Source organism: Hallella bergensis DSM 17361 (assembly GCF_000160535.1).
GTDB classification, from domain to species: Bacteria; Bacteroidota; Bacteroidia; order Bacteroidales; family Bacteroidaceae; genus Prevotella; species Prevotella bergensis.
Window position 1 is genome coordinate 54,989 of record NZ_GG704783.1, and the last position, 21,236, is coordinate 76,224.

The 21,236-nt window shown below is 44.1% G+C and carries 24 protein-coding genes and 2 tRNA genes; 21 read left to right on the forward strand and 5 right to left on the reverse strand.

Annotated elements, in window-relative coordinates:
* Window positions 1–510: 510 nt before the first annotated feature.
* The 3 genes from HMPREF0645_RS10485 to HMPREF0645_RS10495 all read left to right on the forward strand — a co-directional run bounded on the left by HMPREF0645_RS10485 (window position 511) and on the right by HMPREF0645_RS10495 (window position 5,919).
* Window positions 511–771 (forward strand): hypothetical protein, encoded by a 261-nt coding sequence (locus HMPREF0645_RS10485; protein WP_007174978.1) that lies wholly within the window; start codon window positions 511–513, stop codon window positions 769–771.
* 533 nt (window positions 772–1,304) lie between these two features.
* Window positions 1,305–4,361: a SusC/RagA family TonB-linked outer membrane protein gene (locus HMPREF0645_RS10490; RefSeq protein WP_007174979.1), complete on the forward strand. Its 3,057-nt coding sequence runs from the start codon at window positions 1,305–1,307 to the stop codon at window positions 4,359–4,361.
* A 19-nt stretch (window positions 4,362–4,380) separates the two neighbouring features.
* Window positions 4,381–5,919, forward strand: a complete 1,539-nt coding sequence (locus HMPREF0645_RS10495) for a RagB/SusD family nutrient uptake outer membrane protein (RefSeq protein WP_007174980.1) — start codon at window positions 4,381–4,383, stop codon at window positions 5,917–5,919.
* A 146-nt stretch (window positions 5,920–6,065) separates the two neighbouring features.
* Here HMPREF0645_RS10495 and HMPREF0645_RS10500 read toward each other — a convergent pair whose 3' ends face one another.
* Entirely contained in the window at window positions 6,066–7,193 is a 1,128-nt protein-coding gene (locus HMPREF0645_RS10500; RefSeq protein ID WP_007174981.1) for an AAA family ATPase, read from the reverse strand.
* Between the two features lie 245 nt (window positions 7,194–7,438).
* Here HMPREF0645_RS10500 and HMPREF0645_RS10505 point away from each other — a divergent pair, with 245 nt between their 5' ends.
* The gene (locus HMPREF0645_RS10505) at window positions 7,439–9,601 is read left to right on the forward strand and encodes a M6 family metalloprotease domain-containing protein (protein ID WP_007174982.1); all 2,163 of its coding nucleotides are present in this window, start codon (window positions 7,439–7,441) and stop codon (window positions 9,599–9,601) included.
* A 74-nt stretch (window positions 9,602–9,675) separates the two neighbouring features.
* On the forward strand, window positions 9,676–10,902 hold the full coding sequence (locus HMPREF0645_RS10510) for a THUMP-like domain-containing protein (RefSeq protein ID WP_007174983.1): 1,227 nt from the start codon (window positions 9,676–9,678) through the stop codon (window positions 10,900–10,902).
* A 434-nt stretch (window positions 10,903–11,336) separates the two neighbouring features.
* Here HMPREF0645_RS10510 and HMPREF0645_RS10515 read toward each other — a convergent pair whose 3' ends face one another.
* Complete coding sequence (locus HMPREF0645_RS10515) at window positions 11,337–11,984, reverse strand: S24 family peptidase (protein ID WP_007174984.1); 648 nt, start codon at window positions 11,982–11,984, stop codon at window positions 11,337–11,339.
* 484 nt (window positions 11,985–12,468) lie between these two features.
* Here HMPREF0645_RS10515 and HMPREF0645_RS10520 point away from each other — a divergent pair, with 484 nt between their 5' ends.
* Window positions 12,469–12,684, forward strand: a complete 216-nt coding sequence (locus tag HMPREF0645_RS10520; RefSeq protein WP_007174985.1) for a hypothetical protein — start codon at window positions 12,469–12,471, stop codon at window positions 12,682–12,684.
* 408 nt (window positions 12,685–13,092) lie between these two features.
* Here HMPREF0645_RS10520 and HMPREF0645_RS10525 read toward each other — a convergent pair whose 3' ends face one another.
* The 3 genes from HMPREF0645_RS10525 to HMPREF0645_RS10535 all read right to left on the reverse strand — a co-directional run bounded on the left by HMPREF0645_RS10525 (window position 13,093) and on the right by HMPREF0645_RS10535 (window position 14,824).
* Window positions 13,093–13,500, reverse strand: coding sequence for a hypothetical protein (locus HMPREF0645_RS10525; protein ID WP_156777914.1), 408 nt, complete (start codon window positions 13,498–13,500; stop codon window positions 13,093–13,095).
* A 188-nt stretch (window positions 13,501–13,688) separates the two neighbouring features.
* The gene (locus tag HMPREF0645_RS10530; RefSeq protein ID WP_007174988.1) at window positions 13,689–14,075 is read right to left on the reverse strand and encodes a hypothetical protein; all 387 of its coding nucleotides are present in this window, start codon (window positions 14,073–14,075) and stop codon (window positions 13,689–13,691) included.
* A gap of 89 nt (window positions 14,076–14,164) precedes the next feature.
* Entirely contained in the window at window positions 14,165–14,824 is a 660-nt protein-coding gene (locus HMPREF0645_RS10535) for a hypothetical protein (protein ID WP_007174989.1), read from the reverse strand.
* A 195-nt stretch (window positions 14,825–15,019) separates the two neighbouring features.
* On the opposite strand from HMPREF0645_RS10535, the gene HMPREF0645_RS13870 reads away from it, so the two are divergent.
* The 15 genes from HMPREF0645_RS13870 (at window position 15,020) to HMPREF0645_RS10595 (ending at window position 21,236) form a co-directional block, all read left to right on the forward strand.
* Window positions 15,020–15,187 (forward strand): hypothetical protein, encoded by a 168-nt coding sequence (locus HMPREF0645_RS13870; protein WP_007174990.1) that lies wholly within the window; start codon window positions 15,020–15,022, stop codon window positions 15,185–15,187.
* 25 nt (window positions 15,188–15,212) lie between these two features.
* On the forward strand, window positions 15,213–15,542 hold the full coding sequence (locus HMPREF0645_RS10540) for a hypothetical protein (protein ID WP_007174991.1): 330 nt from the start codon (window positions 15,213–15,215) through the stop codon (window positions 15,540–15,542).
* Window positions 15,543–15,883: 341 nt separating this feature from the next.
* Window positions 15,884–16,027 (forward strand): hypothetical protein, encoded by a 144-nt coding sequence (locus tag HMPREF0645_RS13675; protein WP_007174992.1) that lies wholly within the window; start codon window positions 15,884–15,886, stop codon window positions 16,025–16,027.
* Between the two features lie 24 nt (window positions 16,028–16,051).
* Complete coding sequence (locus HMPREF0645_RS10545; protein WP_007174993.1) at window positions 16,052–16,282, forward strand: hypothetical protein; 231 nt, start codon at window positions 16,052–16,054, stop codon at window positions 16,280–16,282.
* A 349-nt stretch (window positions 16,283–16,631) separates the two neighbouring features.
* Window positions 16,632–16,952 (forward strand): hypothetical protein, encoded by a 321-nt coding sequence (locus HMPREF0645_RS10550; protein ID WP_007174995.1) that lies wholly within the window; start codon window positions 16,632–16,634, stop codon window positions 16,950–16,952.
* Window positions 16,939–17,520, forward strand: coding sequence for an ERF family protein (locus HMPREF0645_RS10555; RefSeq protein ID WP_007174996.1), 582 nt, complete (start codon window positions 16,939–16,941; stop codon window positions 17,518–17,520). Before HMPREF0645_RS10550 ends, HMPREF0645_RS10555 begins: the two co-directional genes overlap by 14 nt.
* Window positions 17,517–18,413, forward strand: coding sequence for a hypothetical protein (locus HMPREF0645_RS10560; protein ID WP_007174997.1), 897 nt, complete (start codon window positions 17,517–17,519; stop codon window positions 18,411–18,413). The genes HMPREF0645_RS10555 and HMPREF0645_RS10560 overlap by 4 nt, the downstream gene beginning before the upstream one ends.
* 1 nt (window position 18,414) lies before the next feature.
* Window positions 18,415–18,867 carry a DUF3127 domain-containing protein gene (locus tag HMPREF0645_RS10565; protein WP_007174998.1) on the forward strand — a complete coding sequence of 151 codons (453 nt, stop codon included), beginning with the start codon at window positions 18,415–18,417 and terminating at the stop codon, window positions 18,865–18,867.
* A gap of 9 nt (window positions 18,868–18,876) precedes the next feature.
* Window positions 18,877–19,248: a BRO-N domain-containing protein gene (locus HMPREF0645_RS10570; protein ID WP_007174999.1), complete on the forward strand. Its 372-nt coding sequence runs from the start codon at window positions 18,877–18,879 to the stop codon at window positions 19,246–19,248.
* Window positions 19,248–19,688, forward strand: coding sequence for a NinB/YbcN family protein (locus tag HMPREF0645_RS10575; RefSeq protein WP_007175000.1), 441 nt, complete (start codon window positions 19,248–19,250; stop codon window positions 19,686–19,688). Before HMPREF0645_RS10570 ends, HMPREF0645_RS10575 begins: the two co-directional genes overlap by 1 nt.
* A 2-nt stretch (window positions 19,689–19,690) precedes the next feature.
* Complete coding sequence (locus HMPREF0645_RS10580) at window positions 19,691–20,017, forward strand: nucleoside triphosphate pyrophosphohydrolase family protein (protein WP_007175001.1); 327 nt, start codon at window positions 19,691–19,693, stop codon at window positions 20,015–20,017.
* A 62-nt stretch (window positions 20,018–20,079) separates the two neighbouring features.
* Window positions 20,080–20,174 (forward strand) — tRNA-OTHER (locus HMPREF0645_RS13680).
* Between the two features lie 65 nt (window positions 20,175–20,239).
* Window positions 20,240–20,310 (forward strand) — tRNA-Gln (locus HMPREF0645_RS10585).
* A 15-nt stretch (window positions 20,311–20,325) separates the two neighbouring features.
* Window positions 20,326–20,778, forward strand: a complete 453-nt coding sequence (locus HMPREF0645_RS10590) for a hypothetical protein (protein ID WP_007175002.1) — start codon at window positions 20,326–20,328, stop codon at window positions 20,776–20,778.
* Window positions 20,778–21,236 carry a recombination protein NinG gene (locus HMPREF0645_RS10595; RefSeq protein WP_007175003.1) on the forward strand — a complete coding sequence of 153 codons (459 nt, stop codon included), beginning with the start codon at window positions 20,778–20,780 and terminating at the stop codon, window positions 21,234–21,236. Before HMPREF0645_RS10590 ends, HMPREF0645_RS10595 begins: the two co-directional genes overlap by 1 nt.

Consider the following 21,236-nt stretch of genomic DNA (forward strand, 5'->3'; position numbering starts at 1 on the left):
AAATTCGGCAAGCATTCGAGGGTGTTTGTCAAGAAAACATACCGACAGCTGCCACTCCGCATTCCCATGATGCAGAATGGTTGAGTAGGGTGCTGCACGTGCCTTGACCTACCTTGCAGCCTCGGTCTAATTCCCCAAACCGCACCTGTGCTATTTTGAAAGTCTCCCCCAATTCCCTCTCTGTTCCATCATATCCCTGTTCGCAGTTCCATTTTTTCGATTTCTTGTATACCTTTTATATGATACCCTTGCTCCTTGTTTTAAAACATATCCTGAAAACATTCGGGAGGAGGTTGGACGGTATTGGGAATGTGTCGCGGAATGTGGCAGGTATCCACACGTGGCGGAAGATGTCTATGAGACAGTTAGCCGTTGTTTTGAGCCCAAAGAGTTAAATAATGAAGGAAACAAATAAACAATGCCTCGAAAATGTTGCTGTTTACAAGAAATAATGTAACTTTGTATTCTAACCGTAGCATAAATTCTATAAAATCAATCAGGATCTGTTTTATGGAAAGTCTTTTTGAAAGCCTTAAAAAGTATTTTGAGAACACCCCGAAAGAGGTGCTCGATAAAGATTGGAAAGAGGTGGAATATCTCAATGAAATTGGTCCCGATGTCATTGAGTATGCTGAATTTGTAAGAGAAAATTTTGGTATAGGCTTGTCGTATTCAGCTTCGGAGAATTTAGGAATCCACAAATATGATGTGGACGTTAGTTCTGATGACAAAGGAATAGCAGCAGATGCCATGTATTGTTTAGCAACATAAAGAGAATATGGAAAATGCAACTTTGAAATAAGATCTTTCATAGCTAACCAAACTATATAATGCCATAAAGGAAAACAGGGAGTTATCCCGTTTTTACTTTTCTGTAGCATTATATTTCTTCCATTTTTTTTAGTTCACCACACTTTACTTAAAAACAGTTCCTGTAAACATTCGGGAAGGTTGCGAGCATATCGGGGCATGAGTTGTGAGATGCGACAAGTGGCCACACGGGGCGGATGATCTGTGTTGATGAGGATGCTTGTCGGTCGTTTTAGCGAAGTTTGTGTTAACATCTTATAATATTAACGATAGTAACTGGTGTATTAAAAACATCAAATCGGCCTACATTTTGTGACGATTTTGTGCATAATGATAGAAAAAATCAATTAAAAAGCGCTTTTTTAGATAAAAAATGAAAGTTTTTGCAATCTTTCCTTGGATGTTAGGTAAATGTTTTTTAACTTTGCCATTATATTTTAATAAAATATTAATAACATTATTTGAAGAGAGATTTTATGGTTAGAAGACTTACAATGATTTTGGCCGGCCTTTTCCTTACAATAGGAGTTGCGCTGGCACAGACTCAAGTGAAAGGAACCGTGGTTTCAAGTGAGGATGGTGAACCGGTCGTCGGTGCCGGTATTATGGTTGTTGGTACGAAAAGCGGAACCACAACCGATGTGAATGGAAACTTTTCGCTGACTGTTCCGGCGGGAGCTAAGTTGACGGTGCGGTATATTGGCATGCAGACACAGACGGTTTCTGCACGTGACAATATGCTGATTAAGCTGAAGTCGGATTCGAAATCTATTGACGAGGTGATTGTCACGGGTTATGGTAATTTTAAGAAGTCATCGTTCACTGGTTCTGCAGCGTCTATGTCTACTGACAAGTTAAAGGATGTACCATCTATGTCGGTAGAGGATAAACTGTCCGGTAACATACCGGGAGTGTCGATAACGAGTGCCTCCGGTCAGCCTGGTGCTGTGAACTTCATACGAGTTCGTGGTATGGGTTCTATCAATGCGGGTAACGATCCGCTTATCGTGATCGACGGAACGCCCGTGAATTCCGGAAACATCAGTGGTTTTAACGACCCTTCAACCGGTGATGGATACAACACATCAGGTACGAATGTCCTGTCTACGATCAACAGCAACGATATCGAATCGATGACTGTGATCAAGGATGCGGCAGCAGCTTCTCTCTATGGTTCGCGCGCTTCTAACGGTGTGATTGTGATTACGACGAAGAGTGGTAGTGTAGGCAAAACGACGGTAAACTTCCGCAGCGACTGGGGCTTTTCCAACATGGCGATCAACTATCGTCCTACCCTCGGCGGTGATGAGCGCCGTGCTCTCATCTATCAGGGTCTGAAGAACTATGTGTTTGATGGCAATAACGGTGATGACACAAGTGAGGCTGCTGCCAAGGCATATGCAGATGCGCATATCGATGATTATGCTGCAAAGCCAGCCGGCGGATGGGCCAATTGGCGTGATGCGATATTCAAGAATGGTTCCAACCAGAACTATCAGGCCAGTGTGTCGGGTGGCAACGAGAAGACCAAGTTCTATAGTTCGCTATCTTATGGCAAGCAAAACGGTGTGGTAGATGGATCCAGCCTTGAGCGTATGACGGGTAATGCCAACCTTTCGCACACTTTCGGGAAGTTCAAGCTTGACGTTACGACTCTGTTCTCGTCCATGAATCAACATTCAACGTCGGAAGGTGGTGCTTCATTTGACGGCGCCCTGTCAAATGCGGTTTGGTTCGTAGGGCCTTCAAATCCTGTATATAATAAAGATGGAAGCCTGAATACTTCTACGGGGTCTCCGTACAACCGTGGTTTAAACTCTATTTTTGAAAATCAACATCAAACTGATATTACCAAGACCAAGCGTAGCTACAGCACTGTAGCTCTTGAATGGAATATATGGGATGCGCTGAAGCTACGTGAGAAAATAGCTTACGATTATATCAACTCAACGGAAAGTGTACTATGGGACAAGTTGAGCAACAATGGGAAAAAATCCGGTGGTTTGATGCAGAGAACCATCACCGAGATGACCACCATGAACACTCAGACCCAGCTGAACTATGCCAAGGCTTTCGGATTGCATAATGTTGACGCCCTCATAGGTTTTGAGACCGAAGACTGGCACCAAAACCTTTTGTATGCAAACGGGTCGGCCTACCCTGGTGAGTTGTATGAATTCAGCAATGCAGGTGAGAAGACAGTGGAAACATACTACTATGATTCAAAGCTGACTTCTATCCTTGGGCGTGCCAACTATAACTATAATGATACCTATTATTTCGGTGCAAGCTATCGCCGTGACGGCAGCTCTCGCATGTCAAGAGATTCCCGATGGGGTTCGTTCTGGTCAGTTTCGGGCGCATGGCGCTTCGGCAGCGAAGAGTTTGTGCAACCATTCAAGGATGTCCTTTCTGATGGTAAGTTGCGTCTTTCTTATGGTGTCAACGGTACGCTCCCTTCAAAACTGTATGGATATATGAATCTCTATAAGTTCGGAGAACATTATAATGGAGCTAACGGTATTGGTGTGATAGGTGTTGCCAACCCAGACCTGAAGTGGGAAAAGAACAAAGCTTTCAACGTGGGCTTGGATCTGACGTTTATCGATCGCATTTCCATGACCTTGGATTTCTATGTCCGTAACACTTCGGATTTGATCATGGATCGTCCCATATCTTATGTTCCCGGCTATTATGATTCGTCCACCAATGGTGCTTCCGTTGCCCAAAACGTTGGTTCGATGCGAAATTCCGGTATAGAGCTGTCGCTCAACTCGACAAACATCCAGACAAAGGACTTCACCTGGACGACCACTCTGAATCTTGGACACAACAAGAACAAGATTACCAAGCTGACCGGAGACGACAATGAAATTATTAGTGGCGTACTCGTTCATCGGGTAGACCAGCCCTATTATTCATATTATATGTATGAGTATGCCGGCGTGGATCCGGAAACCGGACTTGAGAGTTATTACATCAATGACGGTACAGAGAATGCCCGTAAGACCACGACTGATGTGGCAAAGGCCAACAAGGTGATTGTCGGTAAGCACGACCCGGCTATCGAGGGAGGACTTTCCAATTTCATGAAATGGAAGTTTATTGACTTCAACTTCACCCTTACCTATAAACTTGGTGGTGACTCTTATGATTATGCTTCATGGTTGCACGATAACGGGGGAACTTTTGCCTTAAGTGGTGCGATACCCGATTACTATGATCTTTCCAAGATGTGGCAGAAGCAGGGACAAAAGGCCGAACTTCCCAAATTCCAGGCCGAATACGGCAAGCGTGTTCACTCTTCACGCTGGCTGATGCCCAATGATTACCTGCGCTTGAAGAACCTGACACTGGGTGTGTCGGCTCCGAGTGAATGGATCAGGTCTCTTGGTATCAATAAAGCACGTATGTATTTCTCCGCAAACAACCTCCTGACATGGAAATCTAAGGATATGTGCGTGGATCCTGAGACACCGGTCAATGGTCTTTGCACGTTTGAGATGCCCGCTCTGAGAACTTATACATTCGGTATCGAGGTTAGTTTCTAATTAAAAAAATGATTTTACAATGAAAACAATAATCAAATCAATATACAATTTTTTAGGCTTCCTCGCCTTGACTGCCGTCGTATCTTCTTGTGGCAATGAGTGGTTGGACGTAGAGCCCTCTGACGGCACCGACGCGGAAAGTGCCCTGAAAACCGTCTCCGACTTGGAAGCTGCCCGTACTGGTATGTACAAGGCTCTGAAGGGAGACAAAGATTTCAGCGATTATTATGGTTGCCAATTCTTTGTTTACGGCGATATTCACGCAGGTGATGATTATCAGTATAATCATATTGGTGGCTCTAATCGTGGAAGTTTCTATTATAACATGCAGTATGCTACGGCCTCCGACTTTGGTATAGGTTTAACTCCCTGGCAGTCGCCTTACGTTACCATTGGTCGTGCCAATCGTATTATAGCTGCTGTTGAGAACGGTACGTTGACTGACAAAGATGACGAAGAAGCAAAGGCTGAAGAACTTCAGTTCTGTGCAGAAGCAAGGGTGTTGCGGGCGTTGGCTCATTTTGACCTTGTGCGTGTGTATGGAAAACCTTACACAGCTGACAACGGAGCTTCCTTGGGCGTTCCTTTGGTGACAGAAGTGTTGCCCTTTGGAGTTAAGCCGAAGAGGAGTACGGTGAAAGAAGTCTATGAGCAGGTTATTAAGGATCTTAATGATGCTATCGGTTCAAATGTTCTTTCCCAGAAACAATCACCCGGTTATGTTAATATATGGGGGGCGAAAGCGATTCTTTCACGTGTGTATCTGCACATGGGTGACTATTCCAATGCACTGAAAACGGCAGAGGATGTGATGACCAACTCCGGTGCTTCACTGTGGAAACGCGGACAGTATGTTGATGCCTGGAGTGCTGAGAAGCCGAACGAGAGCGAGTTTTTATTCCGACTGAACGTAACATCCTCTGATGATGCAAACGACCTTAATAGCATTGGCAATCTTCAGCAACAAGCAGGATATCGTGAGTTTGTGGCAACGAAAAAGTTTGTGGACATGCTCTCCTCTGACGCAGGCGATGTTCGTAATGACATATTCGAAACTACTGACACTGCAAAGAAAAAAGAAGTAGCTGTATTCGGCAAGAATAAGGTTTTTTTGAACAAGCTCCGTGGCCTTAATGGAAACAACCGTATTGTTCCGATTATTCCTATCATTCGCCTTTCCGAAATTTACCTGACAGCCGCTGAATGTGCATTCAGAACCAATGACAAGGGCAAGGCTGCCAAATATCTCAATGCCCTGGTGGAAAACAGAACGACAACCAAGGATGCTCTTGTGAATGCATCTAATGTGACATTGGACCGCATCTTGATTGAACGTCGCAAAGAGTTGATAGGAGAAGGGCAGCGCTATTTTGATGCCTTGCGGAACAACGAGACGATAGTTCGCTATACAAACGAAACAGATAAAGGTTGGCACAAGGCTTTGGCTAAGGATGCACAGTCGTTCAATCGCGATTACTACAAGGCGATTTCCGCTATACCTCAGTCGGAATGCAACGCCAATAAAGAGATTCAACAGAATCCCGAATATGGTAAATAGACTGAACGGAGATAAAAGAGAAAGTGTCAAATAGTGTAGAAGATAGATACATTTAATTTACAAATTGGCATTTCTCAATATAGAAAAGAGCCATATCTAACTCTGGTAATGAGTTGAGATATGGCTCTTTTAAGTTTTAATGATCATTATGTCCGGTTCCTCAGCCATAAGCTAAGGAAGCGATCGTACACAATGTAGCCGGCATCGGTTTTATAGATAAACTGTTTCTTTTCCAAAGCATTGAGGGCTTGGCGGGTGCTGCTTAGGGCTGGCAACTGATGTTTGTTCATGAAGTTTTGCGCCAGCGGCTCTTTCACGATGCCCTCTTTGGCGACGGCACGCAGCAGCATGGCTTGGTTGTTGGTGAGGGATAGGTAGTAGTTGGAGAAGGCTGTTGCGTATTTGTTGAGTAGGATGTCTATGGCCTTGTTGGCGGTCTCGGTGTTCAACGGCTCCTCCGACATGATGTAAAGCTGATGCAGAATGGTCTGTATATACCAGGTCTGTCCGTCCACGACGGTGTAGATCTGGTGGAAAGTCTCCTCGCTGATTTGCCTGTCCTGCTTCCGGAACATCGTGTTGGCAAAGTCGCGGTATTTGTTTTCTTCAATCACGTCAATGTTCATAATCTGCGAAGCGAGATAAAAAGGCCTGTTGGCAGAGAGGAACATCTCGCTCATGAGGTGCTGTTGACTGCCTGCAAAGACGAAGTAAGCATTGTCGACGAACTGAATTTGGGACCTCAGCAGGGCTTCCAGACCAGGCTCCGGATAATTCGTGATTTGCTGAAACTCATCAAAGGCAATGTAGCATCGCTTGCCGGACTGGTGTATATACTTGAAAATTTGCTCGATGGTGTTGCTCTCCTTGCTGTGCTCGACATGAAAAGAAAAGGTAGGTGCACCGGAAAACTCGTCGAAAGTGATGGTCGGCCTGAATCCCTTGAAGAAGGAAGCGGCCTTTTTCAAGGCAGTCTGCAGGTTGCCGCCGAGTGCTGCGATGACTTCCGAAGCAAAGGCATCGATGAAATCCTTCTGACTTCTTGTGTTGAGAATGTCGATGTAGATGCAGGCAATGTCCGGTGATTGTTCCCGGATGAGGTGGAAAGCATGGTGGATGAGCCCGGATTTCCCAATCCTGCGGGGAGAAATCAGGGCCACGTTGCTCTCGTTATGGAGAGCCGATATCAGTTGTGCGACTTCCTGTTCCCTGTCACAAAAGTATTCCGGACCTTTATATCCGTATTCCACAAAGGGGTTGTTTAATGACTTCATATTGTACGCTTCATATTATATGAAGTGCAATTTACGTAATTATTTTCATATAGACAAGCAAAGATTCGTATTTTATTTTCATGGTAGGATCAGGAGGAACAAGAGGTCTGGGAAACAGGCCACGCGTAGAGTGGCGCGATGAAGAGAGGTGAAAAAGTAGTGTTATACCTTGTGGAAACCGTGAAAAACCGTTATTTTTGCCCTTGTAAAGACTGGTGATGAACTTAAAACTTGATTTTGGATAGATGAAGAAACTATTCTGCGTGGCAATCCTGATGTGTGTGGTATCTGCCGTAATGGCTTCGCCGGTGCGCCGCGGACAATGGCAGACGGTGACGCTCAGCGATGGCAGCAGCGTGAGAGTGGAGGCGCGGGGCGACGAGACCCTGCTCTACTGGCAGGCCGTAGACGGCCGATGCTATGTGAAGGATGCCCATACGGAGCTCTATCGTGAGGCGTCGTTGGAATTGTTGCGACGGCAGACTGCTGGGGCGGCAACACGAGCGTCAGGCATGAGGAAGGTGCGCGCACGGACACTGAAGAGTAATGCGATGCGAAGCAATCGGCTGAATGGCAGCAAGCATGGGCTTGTGATTATGGTTGATTTTAGTGGCAAGACCTTCAGTATGTCGAATCCCGGCAGTTATTACAGCAATTTTTTCAACGCAAAAGACTACCATGAAAATGGTTTCAATGGCAGTGTGCACGATTATTTCTATGCGCAGAGCCATGGAAAGTTCGACATCACGTTCGACGTGGTTGGGCCGGTCACCATGCCGCGTCCCTATTCCTATTATGGCCGCAACGATGACGACATGGTGGGCGAGATGGTACACGATGCCTGTCTGGCCGTGGATGGTGAGGTCGACTTTTCCAAATACGACTGGGATGGCGACGGAGAGGCTGACGCGGTGTATATCGTCTATGCCGGCTATGGGCAGGCTGACCACAGCGACAATGATAACTATATCTGGCCACACATGCACTTTCTCAGTGCCTATTCCTATTATGAGAACACGGTGCTGAAACTCGACGGCACCGTGGTCGATGCCTATGCCTGTTCCAACGAGATGGACAGCAACCAGGAACTCAATGGCATAGGTACGGTTTGTCACGAGCTATCGCACTGCCTGGGGTTGCCCGACCTCTACGACACCGGCGGAACGGGGAATTTTGGCATGGGCTCCTGGGACCTGATGGACTATGGATGCAACAACGACGACGGGCGAACGCCCTGTGCCTACACGGGATACGAGAAGATGACCCTGGGGTGGAGCATGCCTGTCGAGCTCAGCGGGTCGGTTGCGGTGACCGACATGCAAGCCGTGAGTACGAAGGGCAGCAGTTATGTGGTCTACAATCCGGCCAGGCGGTCGGAGTTCTGCGTGCTTGACAATCGGCAGTTCGAGGGCTTTGATTCAGCTCTGCCCGGGCATGGTCTGATGGTGACGCATGTGGACTATGATGAGAAAATATGGAACTACAACATCGTGAATGCCACGGGATACGACCCGCAATCGCATATTGACAACACCCACCAGCGTGTCACCATCTATCATGCCGACAACGATGCTGGCATCGACACGGAGCCGGGTGACCTCTATCCCTATGGCGACAACGACAGTCTGACGGGTCGTTCGAAGCCATTCGTTCGATGGTATCAAGCCGGGCAAGCCGGCAATACTGGCCCAGGCTTCGGAATTTTCGACATCAAGGAGAATGACGACGGCACGATGTCGTTCAACTTCAGGGCAGTCAACGTGTCAGGTTCCGACCCAGAGATGCCTTCTCCCAGTGGTGACGGAGTGTTGCTGCGTGAGACATTCGACGGATGCTCGGGGTCCGGCGGCAATGACGGACGATTCAGGGGGAGCATAGCCTCGGCGGCTATGCGGGCCGATTTGAACGGCTGGGAATATACCGTGGCGTATGGAGGCGACCGCTGTGCACGTTTTGGCAAATCATCTGCCGGTACGGGCATTGTCACCTCCCCGTGGTTCAGACTTCCCGGCGACACCCTGACACTGACCTTCAAGGCTGCAGGATGGGATGCGCAAGGCGATGGCACCGGACTGATCGTGTCGCTTAATGGTGACGAGGCTCGGTTCGTGGAAAGTGGAAACTCGGATGTGAGTCTCACGATGACCAAGGGGAAATGGACGGAGTACACGTTGAAAATTGTGGGTAACGGCAGTGTGAGTATCACTTTTGAGCCGAACAGACGGTTCTTCCTCGACGAGGTGGTCGTCGCGAAAATGATATCCGCCGGAATTGCGGAGCTCGAAAGCAAGACCGCGAAGGTTCGCACGGGACGAATCTACACCATCGACGGAAAATTCGTAGGCACTGATTTCCACGTGCTGCCACGAGGTGTGTATATCGTGGATGGGCAGAAGTTTGTGAAATAAAAACAGCATTGGTGAGACATGATTTGTCTATTGTATGTATGCTCACGCTGTAACAACTCTTATATCAGAAACGTATGACCAATCAGGCGATAAGCAACTTTATCCGAGAGCATCGCGAAGACGATGTGAGACAGTTGGCGCTGAGTGGAGGCAGAAACCCGGATGTGGATTTGTCCTATGCGCTTGACCAGATTCAGGGGTGGCAGACGGCCCGCAAGAAATTACCCTTATGGGCTGCCCATGAAGAAGTTGTGTATCCGCCTCATCTCAATATGGAACAATGCAGTTCGGAGCAGACGGCATCCTACAAACAACAGATTGTGCGACGTCTGTTGGGAGATGCGCTGGCTTCGGCCGTGTTGATAGACCTCACCGGCGGGTTTGGCGTCGATTTCTTTTACCTTTCAGACGGCTTCTCCCGTTCGATCTATGTGGAGCGCGATGCAGAACTCTGTGAGGTTGTTCGCCACAACTTGAATGTGCTCGGACGACAGCAGGCTGAGGTGTGGTGTCGTGACAGTGAGACGGTCCTCGATAGTCTTCCGGTGGGGAAGGACAGGAGCGTCTCGACAGTTGTTTTTCTCGACCCGGCACGTCGTGGCTCACATGGGCAGAGGGTGTTCGGCTTGCAAGACTGTGAACCCGACGTGACGGTTCTGCGTCAGCGTCTCCTCGACATATCCGATGTGCTGCTGCTGAAACTCTCTCCCATGCTCGATTGGCACGAAGCCCTGCACCAGCTGTGTCCCGGAGGCAGGGGGGGCGAGGTGCACATGGTGTCGGTGGGAAACGAGTGTAAGGAGTTGGTGCTGGTCATAACGGGGCGTGACACTCCTTTGCGGGTGTTTTGTGTCAATGACAACGAGCAATTTGTCTTTATGCCACAGGAGTCGGTTGCCCCTACGATTCACGAGTTTGCCGGGCTTTCGCCTGAAGCTGTCGGCAAATGGCTGATGGTGCCCAATGCCAGTGTCATGAAGGCCGGCTGTTTTGATGAGTTGTCAGCCCATTTCGATGTTCTGCCCATTGCCCCCAACTCCCACCTTTTCCTCTCACGCAACCACATTCCCGACTTCCCGGGTCGTATTTTCCGCATCGCCGCCGTGTCTTCTTTCAACAAAAAAGCCCTCAAGGCGACTCTCGCCGATATAGACCGGGCCAATATCGCCATCCGCAACTTCCCCCTCTCTGTAGCCGAGCTCCGCCGTCGCCTCAAGTTGAAAGATGGTGGCAGCCATTATCTTTTTGCCACAACCGACGCAAACAACGACAAATGGCTCGTTGTCACCCAAAAAGCGTAACTGAATTATTTTTGCATCGACTTTCCACGACTTCACACGACTTGATATTATTACTGTCCGCTAAACATAAAAATTACCACTCCAACTCCTATGTATCAATGAGCTGGAGTGGAAATTTTTATGTTTAGTGGACAGTAATAAAGAACAAATTATTCCCCAGGAAAGTTCTGCTGAGCTATAATATTCCGTGAGCTCTAAAATGTCACATAGAGTTCCATGTGATCGCTTTTGTTATAAAAAGGTCATCAGAAGGCCACCGTAAAAGAAAAGCACCCGCAAAATTTTTGCAAGTGCTTGATTTCCAGTGTGGACCAGCCTGGGCTTGAACCAGGGACCTCCAGATTATGAGTCTTCAGTTCTTGTGTATATATATGCTTTGTGTACAGCAAGTTATGACTTTGTTATTTGTTTTTCAGTCATTATTCAGTCAATGATTACACGAGCCTCCCATGGAACGTCACCCGATATATCGCAACTATTTCCGATTTTTCAATCTTGAACTTTGGATAGTTCGGAGATATGCACCATAGAATTTCATCATCGCTGTCGTCTACAGACAGGTGCTTAATCATTCGGTCGTCGCGCGTGATAATCATGTATGTCTTATCAGGATCAAGCCTTTCCCATCTGTCTACCTCTATTATGGATATGAAATCTCCGGGTTTGATATCTGGCTCCATGGAGCACCCTACGACAGGGAACGCCCCTATTGATGACGGCATCCCAGGTAGGTTTATCCACCCTGTAGGCTCCATGTTGTTAAGAATGGTTGCAAGATCTTGCTGTCCCGCACTCACGGGGAGGTCTCCATAGTATGGTACCGCTCCTCTTATTTTCTCGTTCGTAACGACTGGAACTTCTTTGTTTTCTTCGTCAATAAGCATGGAACCCTCGCCAGTGAGAAGCCAGTCTATATTCAAATCAGGGCATTGTTTCTTAATCTTTGACATAACCTTGCTTCCCATGTTATCGCTGGCATTTTTTACATACCCACGCCCTAATCCTGCATCTTTTTCAAATGCAGTTTGCCCTTTTCCTTTTTGTTTTAGGAAGAAGGCAAGCCTGTCACTTACGCTGTTCATAATATAATAACTGTTAAAAAGTTGAACATAATCAGTACTTTATTTGTCTTACTGAATAAAATCAGTATCTTTGCATCGCATTTGGTCAAGAGATGCGAATGACATTGCTAAATTTTCCCTCATAGGGAGTTTAGATAACTCACCTCTGCAAGGCTTGACCACTTGCGGAGGTTTTTTGTTTTATATACAACCGACCTCGATTCCGTACCTCCTGACCACAGCCGCCTTGGTACGGTCTTATCCCGCAAAGGACAGCAAGCGGAAGCGCAGGATTTGAGTGGGGATGCGCGCAAGACTACGGCAATGTAGGAATGCCCCACGTCATTTGCAAGATTGCCCCTTGCAGGTGGGCGAAAACTGCTGACGACAACACTCGGTAGAGTTCGGGCAAGAATCCCCTCCCGTTTACGGGTAAGGGTGGATTCTGCTCTCCAGCCTCCTCTTCCACTGGTAGTTTACTATTAATTATTAAATTTATATTATTATGAAAAGTTCAATTACAATTAACACAGATGACAGTGAAAATGCTATGTTCTCAATTTGTATCGAAGACATGCCCGTGAAGAATCTGAAGAATCTCAAAGAGCTTGGAATGAGTGTGGCAGAGGCGTTTGTGAACGCAATGGAGCTTCAGTCAGGTGGAAAATACCACGATGATGCTCGCGCCAAGATTATCCAAAGTCTTTTAGGTACTGAATGAAATGCTGTATATTCTATTTGGGTTGATATTTCGAGCAAGTCTTCTGCTCTTTGTATAACCTCTTCTTTTTTCATTGTATAAAAATTAGAATTAGACCATACAAAGGTACATAAAATATGCAAGGAATGTTCACAAATTGAAAATTAGAATTAGACGTTTTTTCTAAGTGTTCAATCCTTGCTTTTTTAGAAGTCGGTTGTATCAGTAAGTCAAAGAACTCTTAAATATATTTTGTTATGATTATATATGATTGTAGTAAGTATCACAAAAGAAAGCTGCACAGCTTCATCAAAAGACTAATTGTAACAAGGAGCGAGTACGATAGGGATATCAACGGCATTTTCAATGATATTTCTCATTTGTACACGATAACGCACAGGCTCACCATTGCCGTTATGGTATTCTCGCTTATAGCAGGCTGGCTATTGCTTGAAAGACTGTTTTTATAGCATCCCTAACCTCATCAATATTGAGAATTGAAACGATTAATGCCATGCTCGCTATAATGTTTGCACGCTTTGCGGAATTGTCTTTGCGGTATGCCACATATCCACGTTTCATGCAGCGCATTCCACGCTCCGTTACCACAAACGGTTTTAAGGCACCTTGCGACCTAATCAGCCTACGCTCCAACAAATCGTTTATAAGGTCATTAAAGAAACCAGCATCATTGGTAAATGCGTACAACCTCTTCCTCACCCTTCGATTTTTCCATCTTACGATGCGCTTTATCCTAATCGGGTATTTGCGCATACTTTCCAAAAGTATCATCCTTGCCTCTTCGGCATCTTCTTTGGGAAGATTGTACTTTGCCAAATAATCAAACATTTTCAAAGAACGCTTAAATATATTTTGTTATGAAAGAACTATTTTACCAGTATAAAATCTTCCGAAGAATGCTGTTATTTAAAAAGATATACTTTTCTATTTTGAACAATCCAAACACACATGCAGAGGATGCGTTTAGCATTGCTTTTGAAGACTTTCTTAAAATATTGGAAATGTCATCGCAAAAGCACCATTTGTGACAGCGGAAAATGCTTGCCGTCTCTGCTTATGTATGGAGGTACTATTGTAATAGCAAACTCAACAGATGTAACCGTTTGAGACTGTGCCTCCTTTGCAGTTTCCTTACCTAATGAAACTTTGCCTAAGAAGACACCAATACCTGTCTTTCCGCCATTCGTAGAAACCTCCGTCAAACCAACATTAAACTTAACCGCTGTTGCAGGATAATCCTTTCCGTCATGCTTATACACTTCTGCATTACACGTTTTAACATCGAGCATTGGATTAATCAACGCTCCCATATCTGCACACCTCTGCTGTGCATCTTTCACTCCCTCGCATATCTGCGTGAGTGTTTCGCTTACAAAATCTTTTAACTCCATAATACAATATGATATGTTGTTCAAATCAATTTTTAAGAGAAAACGAAAAACAAAATCTATAGATACGCCATTGCGATCACAGGAGGAAATTAGTCCTGTAGAGGTGGATTTTGAGAGTTCTTTAATTTTATTAAATATCGTAGCAGGTCATTTAGTAATGCAAGCGGGTATTCGTGACGCAAAGGCTTACATTGAAAAATGTCATTCCATAGAAGCTGAACGTCTTCGGCAGAAACGGAAGCACTCAAATCCTCTGCAAGATGCCGAACGGTAATGTCATGTTCTCTACCTTTTTGATAGAGAATGTAGGAAATGCCTGTTATATAATTCAATGCAACTGATTTAGCGAAAACAGAACCCTCTATGTTTTTCTTATATACACGAATACACTCTGCCAAAGTATGTTCAAGATTATCGCCAAGTTGCGTTGTAATCATTAAAGGCACGCCCTCCATAATGTCAATAGTCCATTTATGTTGCAAATTCTCTTGTGTTGCTTTAATCATATCAGCTACTTCCGCTTTGTGCTTATCTAACGTATTGATTTCATCTCTTAATATGTCAGACTTTTTATTGAAATCAACAACTGAATATATATTCCACCCTATCAGCACCGTTACAAGCACAGAAAGCGTAGAAATGATTACCTCTACATTATTAACAGGCTTTGAATAGAATATTGCGCACGCCAAACTCACAGCAAATGCAACAACACTCAACGCTATGCTAATATTTACTTTACTCTTCATTTTATATATAAGGTGTAATTCTTAATATATCTTTAGCGGTGTTAAATACGCGTTAAATACTGAATCTAATCAGTATTTTATTTGTCTTACTGAATAAAATCAGTATCTTTGCAATGTAAACGGTTAACGTCAGCGACAAAGATAAACCATTTACATGAAAATTGCAAAATATTGAACGATTAATTTCATACGACTATGAAGGTTATAGATTTCAAAAACAGAAAATTAGATCTTGACGGCGCATTGTTCGTTCATGGCGAGAAGGACTATTCAGCATGCACAGCTACTGAAAGCAGCAGAAGGTTCAAGACGCTCAAAGGCACGATGCAATGGCTAAACAAGAGGGGCTACACAGAAGCATAAAGTCAAACAGTTAATTCATACAACTATGATCACAAAAGAGAAAATTTCAGAAATGGTCAACGATGTTGCTGTTTCAGAAGCCGAGAATAGCTGGTACGACAATGGTATCAGTTTTACCACAACAATAGGCGGTTGTGACATAGAGGTCAACACGCCCTTTGATTACTCGAAGTCGGCAGAGGTGTATATATTACATGACAATGAACATGAATCGCCCTTGCTTGCAAAGTATATCGCAGACAATCTACCTGATCTTGCATACATTGCAAGGCAAGCGCAAGAGAATGACTACATGAGCATAGAGGATGAGCACATGCTGCATAGAAGTTTAGAGAGACAGTTCTTGCCATGGTAGGATATATCCGCCGCGTGTGCACCAAGGCACTGCAATCGAATTGGCACGGCGGACAACGTGAGGCACGTTAAGTCGGTAAGCACCTCAAGAGATTTTTGACATTTTGAGACATAAAGCTGAAAGGTATTGATGTATAGCAGAAATGCCGTGACTACATCAAGGACTGAATAGGCGGCTTTAAATGGATCTGAAAAGAGCAAACCGATAGTGAGAAAATCCTCTATAACTCATAAGTACACAGGGCGGGGGTCTGTGGTCGCTAAGGTTAAACATAACCCGTACTGCACGTTAATGGTGCTACAATCGAATTGGGTACGGGTACAATATATAAAACTAAGACTATGAAACAGTGGCTTGATAAAAAATGCGAAACGTTTTCGTACATCGCAGGTGAGGATGTGACCCACAAAGATGTTGTTTTAACCCATGTAGGCATTTTGGTGGTTATCCTTGCGTGTGGATTGGCAGAGTGGTTATCAATATAAATTTAATATTAAAGATTCAATGTTATGGAAGTAAAGACAAAATTCAGCGTCGGTGAAAAGGTTTTCTCATTTGACAAAAATCACAAGCTCATTGAGTTTGAAATTGCAAAAATCTTTGTTGCATTAGATGATGACAATGTGTTAGTTACATACTATCCTGATGACGGACATGGCGGATGCAACTATTTTGAGTCATACAATGAAGCATTCTGCTTCGCTTCTGAGGCAGATGCCGTGGCTTACGTAAAAGGATAATACGTAAAAAGCCCCTGCCTTTGCGGGGGCTTCAATGGGCATCTAATCCAGGAATGGTAGCTTGGAATGGTGTATTCGAGGTGGTTCGATTCCACAATGCCCACAATTTAAATATATGAATATGGAAAGGACTTTGAATAGTAAGAAATACAGTTATGCAGGGCTGTTTCAACACATACAGAAGGGTAACACATTGCACGTTTCGTTAGACTGCTATTCTGCAAGTGGCGTTCAGGTGGAATGCACACGCCAAAACAAGTATGCAGGATGTGATCCCAAGAATAATAAATACACGACATCTACAACAGATAAAAAGGGTTACATAACTATTTATCGGAGGTATTAAGCCATGAATATATCCATTGAGGAGCTTGGCGGAATCATAACCGATTTCGTCAGGGTGGGCTATAACTGTGCTGTAGCTGATTATGATCCACCACAGGATAGGCTTAAGCTGTCAGAGGTGAAGAAGTGGTTAAGGCATCGGCATATCGAATTCAAGACATTCAAGGGATTGGAGGAAAAAGGATTGATACGAGCACGCCATTCAGGTACTGCTATAAATTCCCCACTTATTTACTCCAAAACAGAGATACAAAAAGCATTATCCACAATGAGAGTGAACAGAATATTTATGAACAATAAAATTAATGGTTATGGAAGAGAATAAGACAATCCAGCATGCGTTGAGAGAAATCCAATCTAAGCTGAAAGCCCCAAAAGGCCAAATGAATAATTTTGGACATTACCGATATAGGAGTGCCGAAGATATTTTAGAATCTGTTAAACCGTTGCTTGCAGATAATAGTTGTTCGCTGACCATATCGGACGACATCATCATGGTTGGTAACAGAATTTATGTAAAAGCAACAGCCACCCTTGTAAATGAGGATGGAAAAAGTGTACATACCACTGCGTTTGCCCGTGAAAGCGAAAATAAGTCGGGCATGGATATGGCGCAAGTGACAGGTGCCGCAAGCTCATACGCAAGAAAATACGCTCTCAATGGTCTATTCTGCATCGACGACACGAAAGATCCAGACGCATTGAATGTAAACAAGGAGTACACACAGCAAACAGACGCGAATCTTGAAACAATAATTGCCAATATCAAGGCTGCCTCGACCATACAAGAATTGACACAGATATGGAATGAATGCTATGCCTATCAAAGCGACAAGAAATTTTCTTCGGCACTAACTAATCGTAAGAAAGAACTTAAAACGAAAACAGTATGAAAAAACTTCAAGAAAGCGGTGTCATCTTCGATTCAGAAGAACACCGCTATTTCCTCAAAGGAAAAGAACTTCGTGGAATAACGGACATGCTCCAAAGACAAGTGTTTCCAGGTATGTATGCAAATATACCTCAATTTGTACTAAACAGAGCTGCTGAACGTGGCACGATGATACATGAGAGTATAGAGTTACTCGACAGCGGTTTCGAGCCAAAAGAGACTACTCAAGAGCTTGAAAGTTACAAGAGAATAAAACACGACAACGGGTTAAAGACGCTTGAAAATGAATATCTTGTAACGGACGGAGAAAGCTTTGCGAGTGCGATAGATCTTGTGTTTACCAATGGAGAAAAGAATGTTATTCTTGCCGACATCAAGACGACAAGCGTACTTAACAAGGAATATGTGCGTTGGCAACTGTCAATTTACGCCTACCTATTTGAGCTCCAAAACATCGACTTGAAAGTAAATAAGTTGCATGCCCTTTGGCTGCGTGGCGACAAGTCCGAGTTTGTCGAAGTGGAGCGTATTGACACAGAAATTATCAAAGATCTTTTGCAATGTGAGGTTGAAGGGCGGCAGTTCGTTAATCCGCTTGCAAAGGCAGATGCAGACGTGCCCGTTGCGATAAAGAATGCCGAGTACTCTGTTTATACGCTCGTAACGCAGTTAAAAGAACTCAATGAGAAGAAAAAGAAATTATCAGAAGGACTTTTGAAGCTCATGCAGGAAAACGACGTGAAATCCTATAAAGGTGACTACGTCACACTCTCACGCAAAGCTGCATATACGAAGAAAAGTATTGATAGCAAGAAATTGGAAGAAAAATATCCCGAAGTTTATGCAGCTTGCATCAAAGAATCAAACTATCCTGAAACATTACAAATAAGATAATATGGCAGTAAACACGAAATCAGGCATCGTCCTCGAGGTAGGACAGCGAGAGCAGATAACATCCAAAAACGGAAAGACATATACGAAAAGAGCACTTTATATTGACTGCACACCGCACGACTATCTTACAGGTGAGCGTAGCCAGTATGAGAATAAAATCCAATTTGAATTTATGGAGAGTAAGACTTCGCTTCTTGATAATATTATCCCAGGTCAGGTGGTAACTGTATCTTTTGACTTGCAAGGAACAGAGATGACGGGGCAAGATGGGCAAGTTAAACGCTTTGTTCACGTTCGTCCGTTCGGTATAGAGGTTAGGCAGCCAGTACAGCAGGCACCACAACAATATGTCCCACAGCCTACACAACAGTATCAACCGCAACCACAGGAGCAACAATTCCAAGCACAAACAGATGAAAGCGGCGAACCAATGAAAAATGACCTTCCTTTTTGACGTTAGGACATGGAAACACGGATAACAATATTCAACAACCCGCAGTTCGGAGATATTCGCACAGCGGGAACACCTGAAGCACCACTGTTTTGCCTTGCTGACGTATGTAAATCATTGGAATTGCAAGCATCAGCCGTAATAAGACAATTAGACGATGGGGTGATTACAAGGCACCCCATATCCGACAGTCTTGGAAGACAGCAGGTTGCAAACTTTGTTTCTGAAGATGGCTTGTACGATGTTATACTCGATTCCCGTAAACCAGAGGCAAAGGTATTTCACAAATGGATTACTTCTGAAGTTATAGCACCTATCAAAAAGACTGGAGGGTACTCCTTATCAAATAGGTATCCCATGTCACTTATTGAGAGGGCTGCATAATGGCACTTTACGACACATCCAATCCCCTCGATAAAGCCAACTTTATGCTCCGTGCACAGAAGTTGGCAGAGAGTGGGAAAATCGTTGAGTTGGTAGAGAAAAAGCCAAAGCGGACACTTTCTCAAAATGCCTACTGCCACTTGGCTATATCCTATTTTGCCAGCCAATATGGTTGTACTTTAGAATGGGCTAAGACGCAATACTTCAAGAAACTTGTAAACCCAGACTTATTTATAAGGGAAAAGGAGGATAGGTTTCTTGGCAAGGTGAAGTACCTGAGAAGCAGCGCAGATTTGGATGTAACTGAAATGAGTTTGGCGATTGATAGGTGGCGCAACTGGTGTTCTATGGAAGCGAGCATTTATGTACCTAACGTAGATGATTACTATTCAATTCAACTCATGGAGGTAGAAATAAAGAAGAACGAAAAATACTTATAGCAATGACATTAAACGAATATCAGAAAGCCGCTCTTAAGACAGCGACGTACCCAAAAGAATACATAATCATATATCCTGCACTGGGTATTACTGGTGAAGCTGGAGAGTGCAGTGATAAAGTAAAGAAAGTTATCCGTGATAATGATTGTAAATTCACAGATGACAAGAAACGTGAGATTGCAAAGGAAATAGGAGATGTGCTTTGGTATTGCGCCACACTCGCTAATGACTTGGGATTTAATCTTGAAACTATAGGAGAAATGAACATAAGAAAACTCGCCTCACGTCAGAAACGAGGGATGATTTCGGGTGATGGTGATAACAGATAAGCCCGTGAGGGTGCCATAGAAGTATGTATAATTTTTTACAGTGGGGAAGCGTCCCCACACTTGCTTTGGTGGCGGAATTGGTAGACGCTAAACTGTGGTGTATTTGAAAACAGTTGAAAAATTATACACCGTGCAGGTTCGAGTCCTGCCCAAGGCACAGTAGTTGTAATTTCATAATATTTTAATAGTTTATTTTCACAGCCTCACAGCGGTGTGGCAAACCGATGTATGGTGTAATGGTAGCACAACAGATTTTGGTTCTGTTAGTGGCGGTTCGATTCCGCCTACATTGACTTAAATTTATAATTATGGAAAGAATAACATCAGCAACGATTTTCAAAGCATTTGACGGGACAATTTTTGAGTCAGAAATAAAATGCAAAGAATACGAGAAAAAGAGAAAAGAGTTCTTGAATAGAATAGAATTCTTTTTAGTAAGACATTCTCCTGACTTGACGGAAACGGGGCTTTTTACAAAGGCTTTTCTTGTGGCAGTTTATTCAACAGAATGTTTACAACGGGAGATAGTGAACAACTATTGTATCAAGAAATTCGGATATTTAGGCCCGTCTGTGCAAGGTGTTAGATTCCAAACCTATTTTAGTGTGTCGTCAATAAACTTTGAAACCTATTTGATCGGTGTAATCGAGGAGTGGAAGGGTAAACGACGTTACGACAAAATTCTCCTTAGCCCAACTGAACTTGATGAGTTCAAAGGTATAGAAAGGTTTGATTATATGAAAGAATGGGGATTTAAGTAATGCCATACTATATTAAGAAAAAGAAAACAGACAAGCCAAAGAAACGGCAAACAAGCCTATCGACTTTGGTAAAGAAACTGGATAAGGTGTTCAGTCAGTATATTAGATTAAGAGATGCCTACCCAAATGGGACTTTCCGTTGTATTTCGTGCGGAAAGATAAAACCGTTTGAGCAAGCAGATGCAGGCCATTTTCACAGCCGACGACACATGGCGACAAGGTTTGACGAAGATAACGTTTCAGCAGAATGTAGAGCGTGCAACAGATTTTCGGCAGACCACTTAATCGGATATCGTGAAAATCTTATCAAGAAGATTGGAATACATAGGTTTGAGATGCTTCATGTCAAGGCACATCAGAGTAGGAAATGGTGCAGGTTTGAGTTGGATCAGCTTATCAAATATTATACTATTCTTGTGAAGAAATTAAGCGAGGAAAAAGGAATAAAAATTAAATAG

Excerpts from the sequence above, each read along its gene's own strand:
- HMPREF0645_RS10485 (WP_007174978.1), top strand. The coding sequence starts at position 511 with ATGGAAAGTCTTTTTGAAAGCCTTAAAAAGTATTTTGAGAACACCCCG.
- HMPREF0645_RS10510 (WP_007174983.1), top strand. The coding sequence starts at position 9,676 with ATGACCAATCAGGCGATAAGCAACTTTATCCGAGAGCATCGCGAAGAC.
- HMPREF0645_RS10565 (WP_007174998.1), top strand. The coding sequence starts at position 18,415 with ATGGCAGTAAACACGAAATCAGGCATCGTCCTCGAGGTAGGACAGCGA.
- HMPREF0645_RS13870 (WP_007174990.1), top strand. The coding sequence starts at position 15,020 with ATGAAGGTTATAGATTTCAAAAACAGAAAATTAGATCTTGACGGCGCA.
- HMPREF0645_RS10495 (WP_007174980.1), top strand. The coding sequence starts at position 4,381 with ATGAAAACAATAATCAAATCAATATACAATTTTTTAGGCTTCCTCGCC.
- HMPREF0645_RS10540 (WP_007174991.1), top strand. The coding sequence starts at position 15,213 with ATGATCACAAAAGAGAAAATTTCAGAAATGGTCAACGATGTTGCTGTT.
- HMPREF0645_RS10490 (WP_007174979.1), top strand. The coding sequence starts at position 1,305 with ATGATTTTGGCCGGCCTTTTCCTTACAATAGGAGTTGCGCTGGCACAG.
- HMPREF0645_RS10555 (WP_007174996.1), top strand. The coding sequence starts at position 16,939 with ATGGAAGAGAATAAGACAATCCAGCATGCGTTGAGAGAAATCCAATCT.
- HMPREF0645_RS10575 (WP_007175000.1), top strand. The coding sequence starts at position 19,248 with ATGGCACTTTACGACACATCCAATCCCCTCGATAAAGCCAACTTTATG.
- HMPREF0645_RS10520 (WP_007174985.1), top strand. The coding sequence starts at position 12,469 with ATGAAAAGTTCAATTACAATTAACACAGATGACAGTGAAAATGCTATG.
- HMPREF0645_RS10515 (WP_007174984.1), bottom strand. The coding sequence starts at position 11,984 with ATGAACAGCGTAAGTGACAGGCTTGCCTTCTTCCTAAAACAAAAAGGA.
- HMPREF0645_RS13675 (WP_007174992.1), top strand. The coding sequence starts at position 15,884 with ATGAAACAGTGGCTTGATAAAAAATGCGAAACGTTTTCGTACATCGCA.
- HMPREF0645_RS10570 (WP_007174999.1), top strand. The coding sequence starts at position 18,877 with ATGGAAACACGGATAACAATATTCAACAACCCGCAGTTCGGAGATATT.
- HMPREF0645_RS10560 (WP_007174997.1), top strand. The coding sequence starts at position 17,517 with ATGAAAAAACTTCAAGAAAGCGGTGTCATCTTCGATTCAGAAGAACAC.
- HMPREF0645_RS10595 (WP_007175003.1), top strand. The coding sequence starts at position 20,778 with ATGCCATACTATATTAAGAAAAAGAAAACAGACAAGCCAAAGAAACGG.
- HMPREF0645_RS10545 (WP_007174993.1), top strand. The coding sequence starts at position 16,052 with ATGGAAGTAAAGACAAAATTCAGCGTCGGTGAAAAGGTTTTCTCATTT.
- HMPREF0645_RS10535 (WP_007174989.1), bottom strand. The coding sequence starts at position 14,824 with ATGAAGAGTAAAGTAAATATTAGCATAGCGTTGAGTGTTGTTGCATTT.
- HMPREF0645_RS10580 (WP_007175001.1), top strand. The coding sequence starts at position 19,691 with ATGACATTAAACGAATATCAGAAAGCCGCTCTTAAGACAGCGACGTAC.
- HMPREF0645_RS10550 (WP_007174995.1), top strand. The coding sequence starts at position 16,632 with ATGAATATATCCATTGAGGAGCTTGGCGGAATCATAACCGATTTCGTC.
- HMPREF0645_RS10505 (WP_007174982.1), top strand. The coding sequence starts at position 7,439 with ATGAAGAAACTATTCTGCGTGGCAATCCTGATGTGTGTGGTATCTGCC.
- HMPREF0645_RS10590 (WP_007175002.1), top strand. The coding sequence starts at position 20,326 with ATGGAAAGAATAACATCAGCAACGATTTTCAAAGCATTTGACGGGACA.
- HMPREF0645_RS10500 (WP_007174981.1), bottom strand. The coding sequence starts at position 7,193 with ATGAAGTCATTAAACAACCCCTTTGTGGAATACGGATATAAAGGTCCG.
- HMPREF0645_RS10530 (WP_007174988.1), bottom strand. The coding sequence starts at position 14,075 with ATGGAGTTAAAAGATTTTGTAAGCGAAACACTCACGCAGATATGCGAG.